This window comes from uncultured Spongiibacter sp. (assembly GCF_964011655.1).
GTDB classification, from domain to species: Bacteria; Pseudomonadota; Gammaproteobacteria; order Pseudomonadales; family Spongiibacteraceae; genus Spongiibacter; species Spongiibacter marinus.
Genome location: NZ_CAXGPO010000038.1, coordinates 1 through 19,436, shown reverse-complemented (window position 1 = coordinate 19,436; position 19,436 = coordinate 1). Strand labels below are relative to the sequence as shown.

At 55.5% G+C, this 19,436-nt stretch carries 18 protein-coding genes and 1 tRNA gene; 12 read left to right on the top strand and 7 right to left on the bottom strand.

The genetic code is table 11. From position 1 onward, the window contains the following. The first annotated feature begins 7 nt into the window (after positions 1 to 7). Complete coding sequence (locus tag ABNS66_RS13775; RefSeq protein ID WP_286840341.1) at positions 8 to 1,081, top strand: Glu/Leu/Phe/Val dehydrogenase dimerization domain-containing protein; 1,074 nt, start codon at positions 8 to 10, stop codon at positions 1,079 to 1,081. A 12-nt stretch (positions 1,082 to 1,093) separates the two neighbouring features. After that, a complete protein-coding gene (locus ABNS66_RS13770) occupies positions 1,094 to 2,443 on the top strand; it encodes a 3-deoxy-7-phosphoheptulonate synthase class II (RefSeq protein WP_286840339.1) in 1,350 nt (449 codons plus the stop codon). A gap of 29 nt (positions 2,444 to 2,472) precedes the next feature. On the opposite strand, the gene ABNS66_RS13765 is transcribed toward ABNS66_RS13770, so the two are convergent. Then, the gene (locus tag ABNS66_RS13765) at positions 2,473 to 2,949 is read right to left on the bottom strand and encodes an Lrp/AsnC family transcriptional regulator (protein WP_204996794.1); all 477 of its coding nucleotides are present in this window, start codon (positions 2,947 to 2,949) and stop codon (positions 2,473 to 2,475) included. Between the two features lie 180 nt (positions 2,950 to 3,129). Here ABNS66_RS13765 and ABNS66_RS13760 point away from each other — a divergent pair, with 180 nt between their 5' ends. The 3 genes from ABNS66_RS13760 (at position 3,130) to ABNS66_RS13750 (ending at position 6,318) form a co-directional block, all read left to right on the top strand. Continuing rightward, positions 3,130 to 3,768: a DUF2959 domain-containing protein gene (locus ABNS66_RS13760; protein ID WP_286840338.1), complete on the top strand. Its 639-nt coding sequence runs from the start codon at positions 3,130 to 3,132 to the stop codon at positions 3,766 to 3,768. 121 nt (positions 3,769 to 3,889) lie between these two features. Then, a complete protein-coding gene (locus ABNS66_RS13755) occupies positions 3,890 to 5,434 on the top strand; it encodes an NAD(P)/FAD-dependent oxidoreductase (RefSeq protein WP_286840337.1) in 1,545 nt (514 codons plus the stop codon). Between the two features lie 14 nt (positions 5,435 to 5,448). Beyond that, complete coding sequence (locus tag ABNS66_RS13750) at positions 5,449 to 6,318, top strand: alpha/beta hydrolase (RefSeq protein ID WP_286695980.1); 870 nt, start codon at positions 5,449 to 5,451, stop codon at positions 6,316 to 6,318. Here ABNS66_RS13750 and ABNS66_RS13745 read toward each other — a convergent pair. Continuing rightward, positions 6,315 to 7,304, bottom strand: a complete 990-nt coding sequence (locus ABNS66_RS13745; protein WP_286840334.1) for an AraC family transcriptional regulator — start codon at positions 7,302 to 7,304, stop codon at positions 6,315 to 6,317. The genes ABNS66_RS13750 and ABNS66_RS13745 overlap by 4 nt on opposite strands. Before the next feature lie 304 nt (positions 7,305 to 7,608). Here ABNS66_RS13745 and ABNS66_RS13740 point away from each other — a divergent pair, with 304 nt between their 5' ends. Further along, a complete protein-coding gene (locus ABNS66_RS13740; protein WP_286840333.1) occupies positions 7,609 to 10,068 on the top strand; it encodes a TonB-dependent receptor in 2,460 nt (819 codons plus the stop codon). Positions 10,069 to 10,207: 139 nt separating this feature from the next. Here the strand turns inward: ABNS66_RS13740 and ABNS66_RS13735 are convergent, their stop codons facing one another. The 4 genes from ABNS66_RS13735 to ABNS66_RS13720 all read right to left on the bottom strand — a co-directional run bounded on the left by ABNS66_RS13735 (position 10,208) and on the right by ABNS66_RS13720 (position 13,703). Continuing rightward, complete coding sequence (locus tag ABNS66_RS13735) at positions 10,208 to 10,888, bottom strand: copper resistance protein B (protein ID WP_286840332.1); 681 nt, start codon at positions 10,886 to 10,888, stop codon at positions 10,208 to 10,210. Further along, positions 10,885 to 12,720: a copper resistance system multicopper oxidase gene (locus tag ABNS66_RS13730; protein ID WP_286840330.1), complete on the bottom strand. Its 1,836-nt coding sequence runs from the start codon at positions 12,718 to 12,720 to the stop codon at positions 10,885 to 10,887. The genes ABNS66_RS13735 and ABNS66_RS13730 overlap by 4 nt, the downstream gene beginning before the upstream one ends. A 10-nt stretch (positions 12,721 to 12,730) precedes the next feature. Continuing rightward, positions 12,731 to 13,207, bottom strand: a complete 477-nt coding sequence (locus tag ABNS66_RS13725; RefSeq protein ID WP_286840328.1) for a DUF411 domain-containing protein — start codon at positions 13,205 to 13,207, stop codon at positions 12,731 to 12,733. Between the two features lie 67 nt (positions 13,208 to 13,274). Further along, positions 13,275 to 13,703 (bottom strand): hypothetical protein, encoded by a 429-nt coding sequence (locus ABNS66_RS13720; RefSeq protein ID WP_286840325.1) that lies wholly within the window; start codon positions 13,701 to 13,703, stop codon positions 13,275 to 13,277. A 172-nt stretch (positions 13,704 to 13,875) separates the two neighbouring features. Between ABNS66_RS13720 and ABNS66_RS13715 the strand changes: the two genes are divergently transcribed. After that, positions 13,876 to 14,970, top strand: a complete 1,095-nt coding sequence (locus ABNS66_RS13715) for a hypothetical protein (protein ID WP_286840322.1) — start codon at positions 13,876 to 13,878, stop codon at positions 14,968 to 14,970. A 105-nt stretch (positions 14,971 to 15,075) separates the two neighbouring features. Continuing rightward, positions 15,076 to 15,152 (top strand) — tRNA-Arg (locus tag ABNS66_RS13710). A gap of 442 nt (positions 15,153 to 15,594) precedes the next feature. Here ABNS66_RS13710 and ABNS66_RS13705 read toward each other — a convergent pair. Then, positions 15,595 to 15,726: a hypothetical protein gene (locus tag ABNS66_RS13705; RefSeq protein WP_275587354.1), complete on the bottom strand. Its 132-nt coding sequence runs from the start codon at positions 15,724 to 15,726 to the stop codon at positions 15,595 to 15,597. 202 nt (positions 15,727 to 15,928) lie between these two features. Between ABNS66_RS13705 and ABNS66_RS13700 the strand changes: the two genes are divergently transcribed. From ABNS66_RS13700 to ABNS66_RS13685, 4 genes are all read left to right on the top strand, one after another. Next, entirely contained in the window at positions 15,929 to 16,345 is a 417-nt protein-coding gene (locus ABNS66_RS13700) for a hypothetical protein (RefSeq protein WP_348655355.1), read from the top strand. 77 nt (positions 16,346 to 16,422) lie between these two features. Next, positions 16,423 to 16,923, top strand: coding sequence for a hypothetical protein (locus ABNS66_RS13695; RefSeq protein ID WP_286840318.1), 501 nt, complete (start codon positions 16,423 to 16,425; stop codon positions 16,921 to 16,923). Between the two features lie 364 nt (positions 16,924 to 17,287). Further along, positions 17,288 to 18,304 carry a hypothetical protein gene (locus ABNS66_RS13690; protein ID WP_286695972.1) on the top strand — a complete coding sequence of 339 codons (1,017 nt, stop codon included), beginning with the start codon at positions 17,288 to 17,290 and terminating at the stop codon, positions 18,302 to 18,304. Positions 18,305 to 18,642: 338 nt separating this feature from the next. Next, a partial coding sequence (locus ABNS66_RS13685; protein ID WP_348655354.1) for a DUF1302 family protein occupies positions 18,643 to 19,436 on the top strand: 794 nt, incomplete at its 3' end.

The following is a 19,436-nucleotide window of genomic DNA, read 5'->3' as shown; positions in this document are numbered from 1 at the left end:
GTCGTATATGGCAGTGTTTAGCGCCCCCTCTTTTGATCAACACGAGCTTGTCGCGTTCTGCGAAGACCGCTCCACGGGCTTGCGGGCAATTATTGCTGTGCACAGCAGCCGGCTTGGACCGGCGGTGGGCGGTTTGCGAATGTACCCCTACGCGGACGATGCGACGGCGCTTGACGATGTGCTGCGGCTGTCGCGTGGCATGACCTATAAGTCTGCGCTTGCCGGACTGCCAGTGGGTGGTGGCAAAGCCGTGATTATTGGTGACCCTTCGCGCGACAAGAATGCGGCGCTACTTAAGGCAATGGCCGGATTTATCGACAGCTTGGGCGGTCGCTATGTTACGGCTGAAGACTCCGGCACCACGGTGGCCGACATGGCGCAAATTGCCAAACACACCTGCTATGTTTCCGGGCTCGACAGCCACGGCGGCGGTGACCCGTCGCCATACACCGCTTACGGTGTTTACTGCGGTTTGCGCGCAGCCCTGCGCCAGCAACGCGGCAGCGATAATCTCGACGGTGTGAGGGTGGCAATTCAGGGAGCGGGGGCCGTTGGCAGCCACCTCGCGAGGCGGTTAATCGAAGACGGTGCAACCGTACTGGTTGCCGATGTGAACCCGACATTACTGACACCCCTGCAGGTACTTGGGGCAGAGGTGGTCGAGCCAGCGAGCATATTGAGTCAGCCAGTGGATGTTTTGGCGCCCTGCGCAATGGGGGCCGTGCTAAATGCGGAAACAGTGCAACAGCTGAGGGCATCGATCATTGCCGGTGCCGCCAATAACCAGCTGGCAACACCGGCTCAGGCGCAGCAGCTTGCCGATTGCGGTGTCTTATACGTGCCGGACTTTGTTATTAATGCCGGGGGTATTATTGCGGTCTATCATCAGCGCCAGCACGGCGGGGCGCTGTCAGCCGATGCTGAGTCGACACTGTTGCAGCATGTCGAGGGCATTGGCGACAAGCTGGGGCTGATCTTCAAGCGCGCAGCGCAGCAATTGTGCCCGCCCCATGTGGTGGCCGAAGCAATGGCTGAAGAGGTATTGTTGGCACAGGGTAGGCAAGCCGCAACAGAAAACTGAAGGAGGGAATACGTGACAACGTGGAGCCGAGATAGCTGGAGAAATAAGACCGCCTTGCAACAGCCGAGGTATGGCGACGCTGCGGCGCTAAGCACAGTGGAGCAAAGTCTGGCCGCAATGCCGCCGCTGGTATTTGCCGCGGAGGCCCGCGCCTTACACAGCCAGTTGGCCGAGGTTGCCGAGGGGCGAGCGTTTTTACTTCAGTGCGGCGACTGCGCCGAAAGTTTTGGCGACTTTTCGGCGAACAATATCCGCGATACCTTCAAAGTGTTGATGCAAATGGCCATCGTGCTCACCTATGCGGGGCGTTTACCCGTGGTGAAAGTGGGCCGCATGGCGGGGCAGTTTGCCAAACCGCGCTCGGCAGAAACAGAAGAGCGCGACGCCGTGGTGCTTCCCAGTTATCGCGGTGACATCATCAACTCCCCCGAGTTTGATGCAGCGGCCCGTGCGCCGGACCCGCAGCGCATGTTGCAAGCCTATCACCAGTCCACCTCCACGTTGAATTTGCTGCGGGCTTTTGCCACCGGCGGCTTGGCTGATTTGCACCAGGTTAACCAGTGGAACCTCAGCTTCTTGGATGGCAACCCTCTGCGCGAGCGCTATCAGGCTTTGGCGCACAGCATCCAAGATGCACTGGCGTTTATGGAGGTGTGTGGCATCAATAGCGACAACACCCCCACGCTACGCGAAACGCAGCTGTATACCTCCCATGAAGCGTTGCTCCTTAATTATGAGGAGGCCCTGACTCGCCAGGACCATTTAACCGGCGACTTCTACGATTGCTCGGCACATATGCTGTGGATCGGTGAGCGCACTCGTCAGCTCGATGGCGCTCATATCGAGTTCTTTCGCGGCCTTAAAAACCCGGTTGGCGTAAAGGTTGGCCCGTCGATGACAGGCAACGAGTTGATCGCCTTAATTGACGCCTTGAACCCAGACAATATTCCCGGTCGTCTAACCCTGATTACCCGCATGGGCGCCGACGTGCTGGCTGAGCGCCTACCGGCACTGGCGCGGCGAGTGCAGCAGGAGGGATGCAGCGTTGTGTGGTCCTGCGACCCCATGCACGGCAATACCGTGAAGGCGGGTAATGGCTACAAAACACGCTCTTTTGATCGCATTCTGGAAGAAATTCGTCACTTCTTTGCAGTGTTGCGCAGCGAACAGCAGCACCCCGGCGGCATTCATTTGGAGATGACTGGCCAGCATGTGACCGAGTGCACTGGCGGGGCGTACCGGCTGTCCGAGTCGGACCTGGACAAGTGCTACCAAACTCAGTGTGATCCGCGTTTAAACGCCGACCAAGTGCTGGAACTTGCCTTTTGCGTGGCGGATTTCCTGCGCGACGACGGTCGTTAACGCCGGGGGGGGAACACACGGCCAGGGGCTCACAGCTGGGTTTCCAGCGGGAGCTCGGTCGTGTTTTTGATTTCGGTTACCGCGATGTGTGAGTGCGTTTCGCCGATCATTGGCAGGCTCAGCAGGCGCTCGCGTACAAAGCTTTCGTAGTGGCGAATATCGCGGGTGATAATCTTCAACATATAATCCCACACGCCCGTCATCGTGTAGCATTCGACGACTTCGGGAAAGTCGCTCACCGACGACTCAAATTCTTCAAGTTGCTGCCGCCCGGTAATGCTCAGGTTTACGGTGGTAAAAACCACTAGTTCCATACCCAGTTTTTCGCGGTCGAGGATGGCGACTTTTTTGCGCACGATACCGGCTTGCTCTATCCGGTTGATCCGCCGCCAGCAGGGCGACTGGGACATGTTGAGGGTTTCGGCAATCTCACTGGATGTCTTGCTGGCGTCGCGCTGAAGAATACGCAGGATGGTGATATCTTGTTTGGCGAGTTCTGTTGGCATTCGCGCCCTCCAATGCATAAATAAGATAAGGCTTTATCGCTTTGCGTCTAACTATAGTCGCCGTTGTGGAGTTGTGCGCAATGCGATTTGTGCGCAGCGCGGCGGGGCGCTATGCTTTTGCACAGAACACTACTCCACACAACACAAGGTCTGCTCTCCGTCCACTAACTGGAATGCCCTATGGTCGCTAAGCGCTTATTTCTTGTCATTGCTGCACTGGTTCTTGTCGCCTGTGAATCCACCTATTACAACGCCATGGAAAAGGTGGGTATCCACAAGCGAGACATTTTGGTTGATCGCGTGGAAGAGGCAACGGAATCGCAGCGCGAGGCGCAGGACCAATTCCGCGACGCCTTGGGTGAGTTTCGCTCGGTGGTGAGTTTTGACGGCGGCGACTTAGAAAAACTTTACGATCGTCTCAATGCTAGCTTTGAAGACAGTCGCGCGGCAGCAGACGACATCCGCGACCGTATCGACGCAGTGGAAAGCGTGGCTGAGGCCCTGTTTGAGGAGTGGGAGGACGAGCTCTCACTGTACAGTAATGCGCGCCTGCGCGATGACAGTGCAGCCAAACTCCGCGACACAAAAAATCGCTACAACCGTCTGCGCAAAAGTCTGCGGCGCTCAGAGAAGAGCTTGGCGCCCGTATTGGATAACCTGCAAGACAATGTGCTGTATTTGAAGCACAACCTCAATGCTTCGGCGATCTCAGCCATCAAGGGTGAATTGGCCACCATCGACCGCGATGTCACCGCATTAATTGCAACCATGGAGGCTGCTATCGCCGAGTCGGAAGGGTTTATCGCGCAATTGCGGTAGTGGCAGCCCGGTCTGTGCCTGTCCGAATAACTAAATGATGTGTCCTTCGCAGACATTGGGTGAAGGACTAGCGGCCCCTAAGCTTGGCGGTAGTTCATAAAAGAAATAACAGGTAACGCCTATGCCATCTGCTGCACCGTCGCTCGCGCCATCGAGCGGTTCCTCTGCAACACGTCACAGTTATGCCATCGTCGGCACCGGATTTGCCGGCCTGGGTATGGCGATAGAGTTGAAAAAAAAGGGACGGGAAGACTTCATCATCCTTGAGCGTGCCGAGGATGTCGGTGGTACCTGGCGAGATAATCACTACCCCGGCGCCGCCTGCGATGTGCCTTCTCATCTGTACTCTTTTTCATTCGAACCCAACTGTGACTGGTCGCGGGTATATCCCACCCAGCCAGAGTTAAAGCGCTACCTGCGGGAGGTGGCGGAAAAGTGGGATTTGCTGCCTCATATTCGGTTTGGCCACCAACTCAACGCTGCCCATTACTGTGAGCACAGCCAGCGCTGGCAGCTGGAGACCACAGGCGGGAATTACAATGTCGGCATGCTGATCAGCGGCAACGGTGGATTGGCCGAGCCGCGCCTGCCGGATATTCCGGGGGTGGAGCGCTTTGCCGGAAAGTGCTTTCACTCAGCCAACTGGGATCACTGCTACGACCTGCGCGGTAAACGCGTGGCGGTGATTGGCACCGGCGCGTCGGCCATCCAATTTGTACCTGAAATTGCCGACCAGCCCGCGCAACTCGATGTTTACCAACGTACACCGAACTGGATTATTCCCCGCAAAGACCGGCCATACAGTGAGTTGGAAAAGGCAGCCTTTCGCTACTTACCCGGCGTACGCCTGGCGCTGCGCAGCAAGATTTACTGCCACAATGAAACCCGCATACTGGGAATGGTGCTGCACCCCTCGCTAATGAAACTGTATGAGCGCATGGCACTGCAGCACATACGTAGTCAGGTAAAAAGCCCGGCGCTGCGCGAGCGAGTCACGCCAAGCTACCCGGTGGGTTGTAAGCGTGTGCTGATTTCCAACGACTGGTACCCCGCCCTGCAGCGGCCGAACGTCAGCTTGTTGAGCGATGGCATACAAGAGATTCGCGAGCACAGTATCGTCGATGCCAACGGCACCGAGCGCGAGGTGGACTGTATTATTTTCGGCACGGGCTTCTATGCCACCGAAAACCCCATTGCCCAGATCATTCACGGTCGCGGTGGCCAGTCTCTGGCAGAGGCATGGCGCGATGGCGAAGAAGCGTATTTGGGCACAACGGTTAACGGCTTTCCCAACCTGATGTTGATCGTTGGCCCGAACGTAACCCTGGGGCATAGCTCCATGGTGTACATGATCGAAACGCAAATACAGGCGATCAGCCGGCTGCTGGACGAATGCGAGCAGCGCCATTGTGTGGAAGTTGAAGTGCGTGAGGCGGTGCAGAAGCAGTTTAACCGCGCGCTGCACAAACGGCTTGATACCTCAATATGGGCCACGGGCTGCGACAGCTGGTACAAGCACCGCAGCGGCAAAATCACTCAGCTGTGGCCGGATTTCACCTTTCGTTTTCGGGCGATGCACCGGCGTTTTACGCCTGATGACTACCAGTTCAGCCCCGCCAGCGCAGCGCATATGGCAGAAAGCCATGCGTCGCCATCGATCAATTAGCCGGGGAGCATGCGATGTTAAGTGATCACTTGGCGCGTGCAGCGCTGGCTGCTGACCGCTGGCGCTGTGGCCTGCGAGCAAAGTTTTGCATGGTGGGCGAACAGCCTTGGCACTATCTTGAAGGTGGCGTGGGGAAGCGCGAGACGATTGTATTGCTGCATGGCTTTGGCGCCGACAAAGACAACTGGACGCGTTTCGCCGGTCGGCTGCGCGCAAATTACCACGTAATTGCCGTGGACCTGCCGGGCTTTGGTGAAAACCCCTGCCGACAGGGCTTGGACTACAGTATGGCTGCCCAGGCCGAGCGGTTGAGAGGGCTCTTGTCAGCGCTCGGCGTCGGTCGCTGCCACATGGCAGGCAGCTCAATGGGTGGGCACTTAACGGCAGTATATGCCCAGCGCTACCCACAGCAGTTGCGCAGTATTTGCTTGTTTAATAATGGCGGTATTCAAGCGCCTGAACGCTGCGATATGGAGCGTGACCTGGAGAAAGGGGTAAACCCCTTGTTGGTGTCGTCGGAGTCAGATTTTGATCGACTCTTAGCCCTTGTGTGTGAGAAACAGCCCTTTCTCCCTAGGTTGGTTCGCAACTATATGGCCAGAGCGGCGATGGCGCGCCGAGAATGTATCGCCGCTATTTTCCGTCAGTACCAACAGGAAATATACGGTGGGCTAGATGCTGTGCTGCCTGCCTTGTCTTTGCCCGCACTGGTAATCTGGGGGCGTCAGGACAGGGTGCTCGACGTCAGTAGCGTGGAGGTGATGCGACCCATGTTGCCCCACGCGAGCGTTACCATTATGGAACAGACGGGTCACTTGCCGATGCTGGAGCGCCCCGCCGCCAGTGCTAAGTGCTACCGGCAGTTTCTTTCCTCACTGGCCTAGCGGCGTTGGTGCGTCTTGCGAAAGGCGCCGGGGGTATTGCCGGTCATGCGTTTGAAAGCCTGCGAGAAGCTAGAGGCATCAGCGTAGGATAATCGCTCGGCGATCTGTTCAATACTCAAGGGCGTGCTGCGCAGTAGCTCTTCCGCCAGTGTGAGACGGATCTCGTCGCTGAGTTGGCGAAATGAACTGCCTTCGGCATCGAGTTTGCGGCGCAGGGTGCGGGAGGTCATGTGCAGGCTGCTTGCCACCGCCTCCATGTCCATCTCCATGGGGCGCTGACGCAACAGCAATTCCCTCACTTTTCCCGAAAGGCCGCGGCGTGCACTGCGGCTGGCGAGCAGCTCGCCACATTGTTTTGCCAGTAGATTCGCGGTGTTTTCATTGCCGACGGTGCGCGGGATATCCAGTAAGGAATTGGGGAATTCCAGGGCATTGTATTCGGCATTAAATTCAACTGGCCCACCGAAGCTGTCATGGTAGCGCTCGGCATACGACGGGTGCGGGTGACGGAAGCACACCCTGTCGGGTTGAAAATCACTGCCCAGCAGCTCGCGCATAATCACCGCGGCGGCGGCCATTTCGCGCTCCAGGCAGAACAGGCGAACATCTTCTGGCACATCGCTGTCGTCAAAGATAATGCACGTTTTATCGCCGCGCGTAGCAATGGTAAAACCGGCAAAAACGAAGGTAAGTTCCTGATAGTTACGCGCCAGTTCAATGGCTTTTCTCGGTGTGGGGCTGCTGGCGATGGCAAAGCCCCATATGCCGTAGGCAGATAGTTGGTAGCGCTGCCCAGCGGTCAGGCCCAAGCCTTCGATGGGCGGCAGTGCTCCAAGCAGGTTGCGGATAACGGCAAGTTCACTCTGGGCTTCAACCACTGTTTCAGGATTGTTGAGGTGGGTTTGGCTCAGACCGCTATTGTGAAGCAGGGCGTGTATGGGGGCGCCTAGCTCTTCTCCCAACGACACCAGAATTTGCGCGCTCATTACACTGCGGCAGAAGTCCCAGTTTTGCATCACTTAACCCATCTGTTGTTATGTCCGAAATTATAAATTGAGTATCGCTAATCGTTCTCGTTTGTGCAACGGCATTGCCCCACAGAGGTGCAGAACCTGGCGCTCAATTTGATAAATATGTCCGAGGATTGGGATAAATGTCCGAAAATATCAATTATTTGTGCTGTAGACTTTCGTCACTGCCGCTGGGCGATGTCCTTAACAAGCATCGCCAATGACGGCATTTGATAATAAGCAATAACCGGCGCACAGCCGGATGAGTAAGGAGTGGTTCATGTCCCGCGATCAGAAGAAAAGGCTTGCCCACCGTGGTTCGGCAGTGGCGATGCGCAGCGCAGTGACCGCCGCGCTGACGGTATCGTTAACGGCCCACAGCGCACCGGCACTTGAAGAAGTGCTGGTCACGGCGCAAAAACGTTCTCAGAGTGCACAAGATATTCCCGTGGCAGTCACCGGTCTGGGCGGGGATCAGTTGGATAAACTGGGCTTTGAAAACGCCAACGACGTCTCGGCCCAGGTGCCGAATATGCAGGTCAGCGGCCCCTATGGTGACGTTCAGCCGATCTTCTCCATTCGCGGGGTCAGTATGTCTGACTACAGCTCCAATCAGGCGAGCCCGATTGGCGTCTATGTTGATGAGGCCTATCTCGGCCCGGTATACAGCCACGGGGCCAACTTTTTTGATGTTGAGCGCCTGGAGGTTTTGCGCGGCCCGCAGGGCACGCTTTACGGGAAGAACACCACTGGTGGTGCTATCAATATTATTACCCGCACACCGGGCTTTGATGAGCCAGCGAGTGGCTTCCTGAAACTTGGCGCGGGCAGTTATAACGCGACCACCGTCGAGGCCGCTGCCGAGTCTGAGCTGATTCCCGGTGTGTTGGCTGGCCGCTTGGCCGGCAGCATTAAGAAAAATGACGGCTACGTTGACGTGCGTGGCAAAGATGAGAATGCGGCACAAACCGACTTTAAAGGCGCGCGCTTGGCCTTAAACTGGCGCATTAGTGATGCCTGGGACGCGGTACTGAAATACACCACCTCGAATAACGATGCGATCAGCACACCGCCGCGCAATGAACCACGCACCGACCTGCGAGGTACGGGTCTAGAAGGCGACTCCAACGGCTTTATTGACTACACCGGTTATTCACGCCCCAGCCGTGGCCTGGACTTCCATGAGAGTGAGGTGAACAACGCCGGCGCGCTGGTCACTAACACGGACCTAGCCGTGCTTACGGTTAACTACAACGCCGAAAACTACAGCCTGACGTCGGTCAGCTCCTACTTGGATGCCGATTATTATCAAAAGGCCGACACCGACGGCAGCCCCAATGGCCTGCTGGAAATAACCTGGGCCTCCGACTCCATTAGCTACAGCCAGGATTTGCGTTTTACCTCGAATTTTGACGGCATGTTTAACATCATTGCCGGGGTCTTCTATGGTCAGGAAGACCTGTACATGAACAATATCTACGATATTTTCAATCAGATCCCCGATCTGCGAGTGGGCTTGGCGAAGCCAGATACCATTCCCATTTTTCCCTACTTGATCGACTTCGGTAAGCTGGACCAACGCTTGGCAACCGAAAAGAGCAGCGCCGCGGTATACAGCCAAATGCGTTTCGACTTTAGTGCGAACTTTGGCATGGATGTCGGTCTGCGTTACACCCAGGACAAAAACAAGCTAAGTTATTTGAATATCTCGCGCCTGGCCAACGACGGCACGCCGCGCGGTAGCTATGTACCCGGCAACACTACCGGTGTTGATAATGCGTGGATCACTCTGCCGCTCACCGTGAGTGATATTCAGAGTCTGTTACAAAACCCATTGGAATTGCTGCAGATCACTCAGACCGGCTATACCCATGGCCCTTACACCCTGGATTCGGCACCCGAGCTGGATACCACTGAGAAAGAGTGGACGGGCAAAGTGGGGCTGGATTACCGACTCAGCGACGAGTTGATGGTCTATGCCAGTGCGAGCCGAGGCTATCGCAGCGGCAGCTTTAACGGCGGTGCTTATTACATCGAGCGACCGCTGGAAACTGCCTATGCGTCGCCAGAATATATCGACGCCTTCGAAGTGGGCTTTAAGGCCGATTTATTTGATAACAGCATGCGCTTGAATGCCGCGGCCTTCCATTATGACTACACCAATCAGCAGTTCATTAACGTGGTGGGCATCTCCAACTTCTTGGAGAATGCCGGTGGTTCGACTATTCAGGGTTTGGAAGCCGAGCTGTGGGCGCGGGTGACGGAGCGTCTTACCCTGCAACTGGGAGCCGGTTATCTAGATACGGAGTACACCGAACTGACCTTGGCAAATACTGAGACCATCGCCAATCAGGACGATACGGTTGACCTGTCGGGCAATGAGTTGATCTCGGCGCCCAAGTTCAACTTTAGTATTTCGGCCGACTACGATGTGCTCGTCACTCAGCACGGCTACCTTAGCGTCAATGTGAATGCCAACTTCCAGGATGATCAGTGGTACAGCGCCTACAACGACGATTATGGCTACGGTGAAATTCGCCAGGATGCCTACTGGTTATACAACGGTCGCATCAGTTGGTATGCCAATGACGACAGCTACAGTATTTCTGTGTGGGGCAAAAACCTGGCCGATGAGGAATACGATAGCTATGCGATCAACCTGCAGGCTGGCTTTGGTTTCGACCAGTATCTCGCGGGTGAGCCGCGCAGCTACGGTGCAGAGTTAATGGTGCGCTTCTAGGAAGTGATCACAGCGTTTTAAGCCAAGCGCCAGCACGGCTGCGTGCTTCGGCAACCGAATAACCTCTCCAGGTTATGTTGGCCCGCGTAATGCGGGCCTTTTTTATGGGCTATAGGTTTACGGAATAGTCGCTCGCCACTTAGAACCAGGCGCGCACTCCCACCACAAACTGTTCCTGCTGGCGGGGGTTGCCACGGCGTTGCGCAATGTCCGCGGTGTCGCCATACAGCTGCTGCCACACTGCGCCGATATAGGGTGCCCATTCCCGCTCTGGATAGTAGTAGAGCCGCAAGGCGTGCTCCTCCCGGCGCAGGCCGGCCCCATTTTCCGAGTCGCCCTGAGCGGCTGCTTCAAGTGTGATTTCCGGTTCCAGAATCCAACGCTGGGTCAGCCTCAGCTCGTAGCTAAGCTCCAGCTCGGCCGAGAGCTCGGCTTGGTCGTTGATAAACACCGCGGCATCGACTTCAAAGTGGTAGGGGGCAAGGCCCTGTATGCCGATAACCACGCTGTCGTCGCTACCATCCTCACTGAAGCTTCGTTGCAGTCCCCCTTGAAGATCCCAATAGGGCGCGATGGCGCGACTGTACAGAAGCTGAAGTTCCGCGTCCTCTGTGGAGCCGTCGTGCGCTTCGCGTTCAGCCTTTAGCCACAGTTTGTTGAGGTCAGTCCCTAGCCACCCCTGGAGGCTAAACGCCTGCTGATGGTCGCTGCGTTGCTCAACTTCGTCGACCATAAACTTTGCCAGCACGGGGTCGGCTTTGCCCCCGGCCAACGCGGGGCCTGTCAGTAGCGCGGCGCACAGTACATAGTGTTTCTTCATACCTTGCCTCCCACTACGCGAACCTCGCGAAACATGCCCGGCATGTGAAACATCAGGTGGCAGTGATAGGCCCAGCGGCCAATGGCATCGGCGCTAACGAGGTAGCTGATACGCGACCCTGGCTGCACAATGACGGTGTGTTTGCGCGGGATGTGGCCACTGTCGCCGGTCTCCAGCTCACTCCACAGGCCGTGCAGGTGAATGGGGTGGGTCATCATGGTGTCGTTGACGACGACAAAGCGCAGGCGCTCGTTGTGGCGCAGAATGATCGGCTCGGCGTCGTCGAACATGACGCCGTTCATCGACCACATGTACCGAGACATATTGCCGGTAAGGTGGATTGCCAGCTCTCGCTCCGGGTCGCGTGGGTCGCGGGTGGGGTGAAGGCCGAACAGGTCACTGTAGCGCAGAACTTTTCTGCCATAGCGCTTTGTGTGCTCGCGCAGGCCAATGCCTGGGTCGGAAAGGCCGTTGGCAGGCATACCTGCGCGCATGTCCACGCCTACACCAAATTCAGTGGCGGAATGCTGGATTGTTTGCTTGCTGCCGTGGCCAGCAGGTGCTGGGCTATCTGGCAGCGGCTCAGACATCATCGCGTGATGGCCGTGGTGAGCATGCGCCTCGTGGGAAGGCCGTTTGTGCTGCATCGCTGGCATAGCGTCGCCCGCCATCGAGGTGTGCGCGCTGTTGTCGTGAGCCATTCCCATATCTCGGTGGTCGAGCCTCACAATGTGGTCCATCGCAGGTATTTCGGCCTGCCACTGCTTATTGGGGCTGAGCGTTGCCCGCGCATAGCCGCTGCGATCAATGCTCTGTGCAAACAGTGTGTAAGCACGGTCGGCGCTGGGCTGAATGATCACATCGTAGGTCTCTGCCGGTGCGATGCGAAATTCATCAACACTGACCGGCTGGATATTTTGCCCATCGGCGGCAACCACTGTCATCGTCAAGCCGGGAATACGAACGTCGAACAGGGTCATGGCCGCGGCATTAATCACCCGTAAGCGCAGGCGTTCGCCGGCGGAGAATTGGCCAAGCCAGTTTGCATCTGGGCTGAGCCCATTCACTAAAAATGTGTAGGCGATGCCGTTGATATCGGCTATGTCGCTGTCGCTCATGCGCATACGGTTCCACATGGCGCGGTCGTGCCAAGTGGCGGCAATCCCTTGTTTGCGAATGTCTTGCCACAAATCGACGGCCGTTCGTTCGCGCCGATTATAGTAATGGCTCTGCTTTTTCAGGCGGGCATAGAGCGCTTCGGGGGCTTCGTCGCTCCAGTCGGAAAGTACAATGACGTGCTCGCGATCATAGGCGACCGGGTCGTCGTCTGCAGGGTCAATAATAATGGCGCCATAGAGCCCCGTTTGTTCCTGAAACCCAGAGTGGCTGTGGTACCAGTAGGTGCCGCTCTGCTTTACCTGGAATCGGTAATCGTAGTGGCCGCCGGGCGGGATGCCGGCAAAACTCAGCCCGGGAACGCCGTCCATATCTGTTGGCAAAATCAAGCCATGCCAGTGTATTGAGCTGGTATGTGGTAGGTGATTGTGCACGCGGATATGCACTTCTTCGCCTTCCTTCCAGCGCAGGGTCGGGGCGGGCACGCTGCCATTGACCGCCGTTGCCAGACTGTCGAGTCCCGTGATGTTTACCGGTAGATAGTCGATGTGCAGGTCAAAGCGATTGCCACGTAATTCTGCGCTAGGGCGTCGTTCCGCCTGCTGATGAGGTGCCTGACTCGCGCAGCCTGCGAGGCCTGTCAGGGCAATAACGCTAGCTGCACCCGTGACAAAGCGCCGGCGCGGGATGTTGGCCGGTGGATATTCACGTTTCATTGTTGTTCTCCTACGGCGCGCTGTGCTGACTAACGCGGGTATACACCTCGTGCTTGCCGCTGCGTTTTAGCAAAATGACATCGTAGTCTTGGTGGCGCGTGCCCATTTTCATGCCGGGGCTGCCGATTGGCATACCGGGCACGGCGAGGCCGTAGGCATCCTCTGGGGGATTTTCAAGAAAGCGTTTTACTACGTCGGCAGGTATATGCCCCTCGAACACATAGTCCTTCACTTGACCGGTATGGCAGGACTGGAGTCCGCTGGGAACGCCCAGGCTGGCCTTTAGTGTGGCCATGTCGTGACGATTTATCGCGGTGCTGTCAAAGCCGTTATCATCCATGTGGTCAGCCCACTTTGTGCAGCAGCCGCACTGAGGGGACTTATAAACCGTGAGCTCAGCCTTTGCTGATTGCGCGTGTAAGGGGCTGCCTAAAATGCTTAGGCTCGCTGCTGCAAAGCCCGCCAAAATAGTAGTGCGAAGTGTCATTGGAAACGTCCTATAAAGTCGATAATCACTTGCGGCAAAGTACATTCTGCCGCGTCACAGGGAGTGATTACGCAGCAATAGGCGGACGTAACAGGCGCTCGTTGTAACGTTTTGCTGAAGCAGCGGCGGCGCTGTTGATCATACTCTCGCGTGATGTTGCAACCGCCAATGCCAATTGGCTGAGCAGGCTTGGCCCGCAGCTACTATTGGCGCAGTCGCAGTGTTGTTCGCAGCAACGGCTGTGATCGAGTCCAGTATGATCGCCAGAGTGGTGGGCCGACGCTTCTTCGTTGGATTGGCAATGTTGGTGGCCTTTGCAATCCATTTGCTGATTGGGGTGAGTGCAGCAGCTGGCATTTGCCAAGTGCTGCATCGCTACTGCGGTAGGGCTTGTCTGGGGTTCACTGGCCAAACTGAAAGCACTACTCTCCAGCGCCAGCAGTGGTTGGCTTAGCACCAATAAAATCCATACGGCAATGTGCAATCGTCGTGTCATGGCCACAGTGTAACAAGCTCTGGTTAGGCAGGGTATTACGCTGCCAGGGGCCGGGGTCGAGAGTGTTCAATATTGTCCACGCTAAAGCCTATTCATTGCTACAGGGTCAAGAAAAAACACTGACCGCGACACAACTGGTTTTTCTACACCGCTTGCGGCAGGGTGGTCTGCGGTGAATAACGATAAGGACAACACGGTGAAAAAGACGTTATTGATAACAGCATTCTTGCTGGCTGGCTGCGTTGAGCGCCCTCAGGTAATTAGTGACTGCCAGGGCGTGGCAGAGCGAGAGGTACTGTGTGGTTGGCAGAAGCCCGAAGATATGGAGCTCTTGCCCGACGGCCGCCATTTGGTCGTCAGTCAAATGGCGGCGGGTCACGGCAGCGTTGCGGGGTCTTTGGCCCTGCTGGATACCCGGGATGGCAGCAAGCAGGTATGGCCGATGGCTGAGGTGGCGGTTTCCGATGGTTGGGGGGATGCCGATTGTGCCGCGCCGGATCCAAGCATCTTCGCGCCACACGGCATTCACCTCTCGCGCCACGAGAGCGGCACACTGCAATTGCTGGTGGTTAACCACGGTGGCCGTGAGTCGGTGGAGTTTTTCGAGTTGCGTGACCAAGACGGCGCGGTTAAACCCTTTTGGCGCGGCTGCGTTATTCCTCCTGAAGGCAGCTTCTTGAATGATATTGTGGCCTTGCCTGAGGGCGGCTTTATGGCCACTCACATGTATACCCGCGGCGACGCGCCGGTCGGTACACTGGGTTGGCAGGAAATTACCGCTCTGGCAGGCTTTAACCCTGGCCACATCTGGGTGTGGGACGGTGAACAATTTAGCAAACTGCCAGGGTTTAGCGGTGACTACCCCAATGGCATCCAAATCTCGGCAGATGGCGAAACCCTGTTTGTAAACCTTTGGGCGGGGTCAACCCTGCAAAAACTGGATCGCCGCACAGGCAAGCTGCTTGGGGAGGTGGAAATTAGCCATCCGGACAACAGCCAGTGGGATGGTCGCGGCAAGCTGCTGATCGCCAGCCACAACTTCACGCTAGGGGACTTCATTGTGTGCCCCAGTATTGAAGAGGGAGCCTGTCCCGCGGCATTTGATATTGTGGAGCTCGACCCAGACACTCTGCAAAGCCGAGTGGTGGTCAGTGTGTCCGGGCCGCCTATGGGCGCAGGCACCGTTGCCCAGCGGGTGGGCGATGCTTTGTACGTGGGTTCTTTTATTGGCGACCGGATCCTGCGCCTGCCGTACTCCGCGCAATAGCGTGGTTGCGTTGGTTAAAAGTCGTTCAACGCGAGGATTTTTAAGCTTTTTTTCAAAATCCCGTTGACAGCTAAAACCACCTTGAATATAGTACGCCACCTCGACGCGCTCGTAGCTCAGCTGGATAGAGTACCTGGCTACGAACCAGGCGGTCGGAGGTTCGAATCCTCCCGAGCGCGCCACTATTTAAGAACCCGGTATTGCGAAAGCAGCACCGGGTTTTTTATGCGTGAAGCAAAGGCGCCCGGCGCGAGGGGGGTGAGAAGCTCCGCTGGATTTAGAAGAGGTTCGACACCTTGCGCCCACGGCGCAGGGTGCAACGAGGCGCGCCGCGCCGAAGCCCGCAGGGTCGAAGCAGCCCTTAGGCTGCTGCGATTTATCCTCCCGAGCGCGCCACTATTTAAGAACCCGGTATTGCGAAAGCAGCACCGGGTTTTTTTATGCTCCCATAAAGGTGTTGTGGCACGACCGTGATAGGTTCTGTGACACATTTTGAAGACCTCTCGCTCAAGCTCACCTCTCAGTTACTGCGTAGCTCTCAAGTTTTAATGTGAGCCCGTTTCTCGGTCGTTGGGGCTAAGGTCGGCAAATTTAGACGTCTGCAAGACGGTTTCAAAAAGATCCTTAATTCTTGTCCTTGTCAGAACGGTCGAACCAGTGAGCGATTTTGTCGCCGTACCGCCACATCACCACAGGAATTGCGATAGCTGACGCGACTAAAGCGATCGCTGCAATCAGCCCCGTAAACTCTCCCATGTCTACCTCCACATATAGTGTTCATTTCATTTGACGCTATAGCGGTAGTTGAAAGCAAATCGCTATTTAAGTATCTGAATTAGATAAACAAATACTCCCGTTGTCTTTGTTTTTCTGATTCTCCAGTTCGGAACGAGACGTGATACGAAGTGCTGCGTTGGCGAAAGTGAACGCTTCACCGGTACAGCAAAAAGGCAGGGTCATGGCTAGCCAAAAAGGTGCTTCCGCGCTTTACTATGTCGTAATGACATTAGCCAAGGAAGGTGTTGTTATGAATCTATTACGCTTCATTTTCTCCTTTACCGCCCTGCTTATACTCCATGCCTGTGGTGACCACGGCTATGAAGGGCAATACAGACTTGCTGCAGACCGCGCTGATGGCCTGATTGGATCCATGGCTTCGGTAATGGGAGTGGAGGAAATTACCATTGGGCATGACTTTGTCGAAGCGAACGGCAGCCGCCAGGTATACGATGATATATTTGTTCGTGACTCGGGCGATCGCGCCTACTTAGTCTTCAAACGGGGAGAGAGTGAAGAGGCTTGGAGAATTAAGGGGAAAGATACCTTGGTTCAGGGAAACCAGCTGATGCGCCTTGAATATACCCGAGTTCATTGAACCCCACTCATGAGGAGTTGATACTCCGCTGGACAGCGGGTATCAAGTCCATCCTAAAACAGTATTGGAGATCACGGATGATTCATACCACCCTGCAGGCCAAGACCGCTACGGCGCCAGATGTTGGCGCTGAGCCTAACTTGATGATACGTGCGTTTTTTTCACTCATTCTTGGAGTGTGTATAGGGGGTGTTGGGAGTGCCCGCGCCGAATCAGAGAGGGGCTGGACGGTAAACTACACCGGTGACCTTAGTGGTACCGTTGGAGGCCGTATTGTCGTTCCTGGCGGGACATCTATGGTTGCCATGGTAGGCGGCGCGAGTATGAGCGAGGATATGAAGTCGATGGGTGCCGCCGCGATCTCCGCCAAGGTGATGACACTTCCGGGCCAGCCTTCATCGCTCAAGCAATTGGATATTACCTTAGCAGACGGTACAAGCTGCCGTTTACAGCCAGATGGCAGCGAGCGGGCGAAGGTGATTAACAGCTCGCGAAAACACTATGAAGCGGAGTTTAGTGGCAATTTGCGGTGTGACGGCGGGAATAAAATTGCTGTGCAAGCGCGCGTGATGAAGTAGTGCTAACGAACAATTACGGTGTTGCCCCCAGTAGCCCGGCCATAATTAGTCGGCTGACGGCGAACTCTCTGAATGAAGAGTTACCAAGTATGGCGGTGAGACTCCGCCACAGCAGTATAGGTTTTCGTCCTTCGGTTCGAGCAGGTATTTATTTCGCGCATCAAGATCAACAACCACTTCCTCCGGGGTTGGAAAAGTTATTACTAAATGCACCGTCATAAATTTCTCGTCACCGTCGTCGCCGTAGCTTACGCCCTTGATTTAGCTTTTTATCACACACTTTGCATACCCCCCCTGAACAAGGGGGTGCAAGCGTTATGCGCTTCTCCTATCGTTGGAAAATAATTTTGACAAGGAGATAGGCATGAAAGAAAGGCTAATTGTCGTCGTCGGTATAGCCGCGTTGATAGTGGGGTGTGCTTCAGTAGGAGGAGGTGGCGGTGGTGATCGCCTCGAAAGTAAGAATGTTGCTACGCTCGGGGCGCGTAAAGATGTCTATGTTGCGCAGTTTGCGGTTTCTTTCGTAACTAAGGACTCAAGCTCGTCGAAGTCTGTAAGCCCCATGATTCGTCAAAGCAGTGGCTCGCAATACGCAAAGAGTACCCTGAAGGCCAATTTAACCGGCGTGCCAGATACCACCTTCCAAAAAATTACCGACGAGGCATATGCTGACTTTGTCGCTGATTTAACTGCAAAGGGTTTCAATGTTAGGCCGGTCAGCGATTTGCAAAAGCTAAAACCTTGGAAAAAATTAAAGCCTCTAGCGGCTCCCTATACGCCTTCGGGGCTGTCTTCTTTTTTGAAGAAATCGTCTCCTGAGCAGGTGACCTTCTCCGCGAATTCACTGAATATATACTCGGTGCCCGATCAAATTAGCCAAGTTAAGCCGATGCCTTATGCCTTTGCTGAATTGGCTGAAGCTGCGGGCGCACCAGTATTTGCCATCAACTACAATGTTCATTTCGCGTACTTTGATAGTGATACTGACTATGAAGTGAATTACTTTAAGGATGTGCCTCTTGGTGGCGGCACAAGCACCACGCTGAGCGCCTCGGTGGCCGTAGGGCAAGGTATTCAGGTGACGACGGGTTCTGCCGCGCAGTTCCTTGTTGACTTAGGTGGGACCTTTTCAGATAACGGCTATGTCAGTCTCAAGGACCCCATTGTAGTTGGAGGGGCCTACGGGCGGAACGAAGACACCACTTCTGGCAGTCAAAAAGCCGCCAATGCCTTTAGTTCTGCTGTGGGCCTGTTCACCGGCGGTTCTGCTAAAACAACGGAAATCTCTGTTGTCGCTACCCCTGAGTATTACCGATATGGTGTTCTTAAGGCGATAGATATGGCCAATGACCGCATTGTGAATGGGCTGCTTGCCCAGTAAATAGGTCACACTTTTCCTTGGCGCACAATATCTGCGCTGAGTGTGTCGGTGGTCTGTTCACACTAAAGCGACGATGTCGTTGGTGTGAACAGGTCTTAGACTATCTCTTCTACGTATAAATCCCTCTTCATTCATGCGCTTGTCTTCCATAGTAACCCCACGCTAAGCCGACACTGTTTAGGCATTTGGCGATCCTGTGTCTTAGTGCGCCTGTGTATTCACTTCTGCGGACGCGATGCCGCATTCCTTGATCTAGGACAAGTGCTGACCTCGTCTTGGGCATTAGCCTGACTGCAATAAGCAGAGACTTTGCTCTCCAAAAAGCGAGGAGAATAAGCATGGCGAACACTTCAGCAGTTGGTTCCCGTCGTTATCTAGCAGTGTGTATAAGTGCGTTGACCTTGGGTGTTCCCATCCAGAGTCAGGCGTTGACGTTTAACTGGGGGGAGGTTGAAGGCAGTTTCAATTCGACCCTTTCTCTCGGTGCCAGTTGGCGTGCAGGGGACCCGGATGAGGACTATCTCAGTCCGGGGAACACCGATGGTAAGGGGCGCGCGTCGGTGAGTACCACCGATGATGGGAATTTAAATTACGACAAAGGTGATATGTATTCCCTGTTGTTCAAGGGGGTGCACGACCTTGAGTTGAGCCTGGACAACATCGGTTTGTTCACGCGTTTCAAATATTGGTATGACTATGCCTTGGCTGAGGGTGACGTTGCTCACGGCCATGTGCCAAACAATTACCGTGTTGACGGCACTCTGGAAACGGAGGGCTTTGATGACCTGGCTCAAAGTCAGGGTGCTGAGTTTTTGGATTACTACCTCTACGGCAACTTTGAGCTTGGCTCCGCCCCCGTAGAACTGCGGGCCGGCAATATGGTGTTGAGCTGGGGGGAAAGCACGTTTATTCAAAACGGCGTGAATATTATTAGTCCCTTCGATGTGACCGCGCTGCACCGCCCCGGCTCTGAGATCAAAGAGGCGCTGCTGCCGGTGGGGCTGCTATACGCCAATATTGGCGTTACGGCGGAATTAAGCATTGAGGCTTTTTATCAATACGAGTGGAAGCGAACGGTTCTTGAAGGCTGCGGTACCTACTGGAGTAGTGCGGATGTCTATGGCTGGGGGGG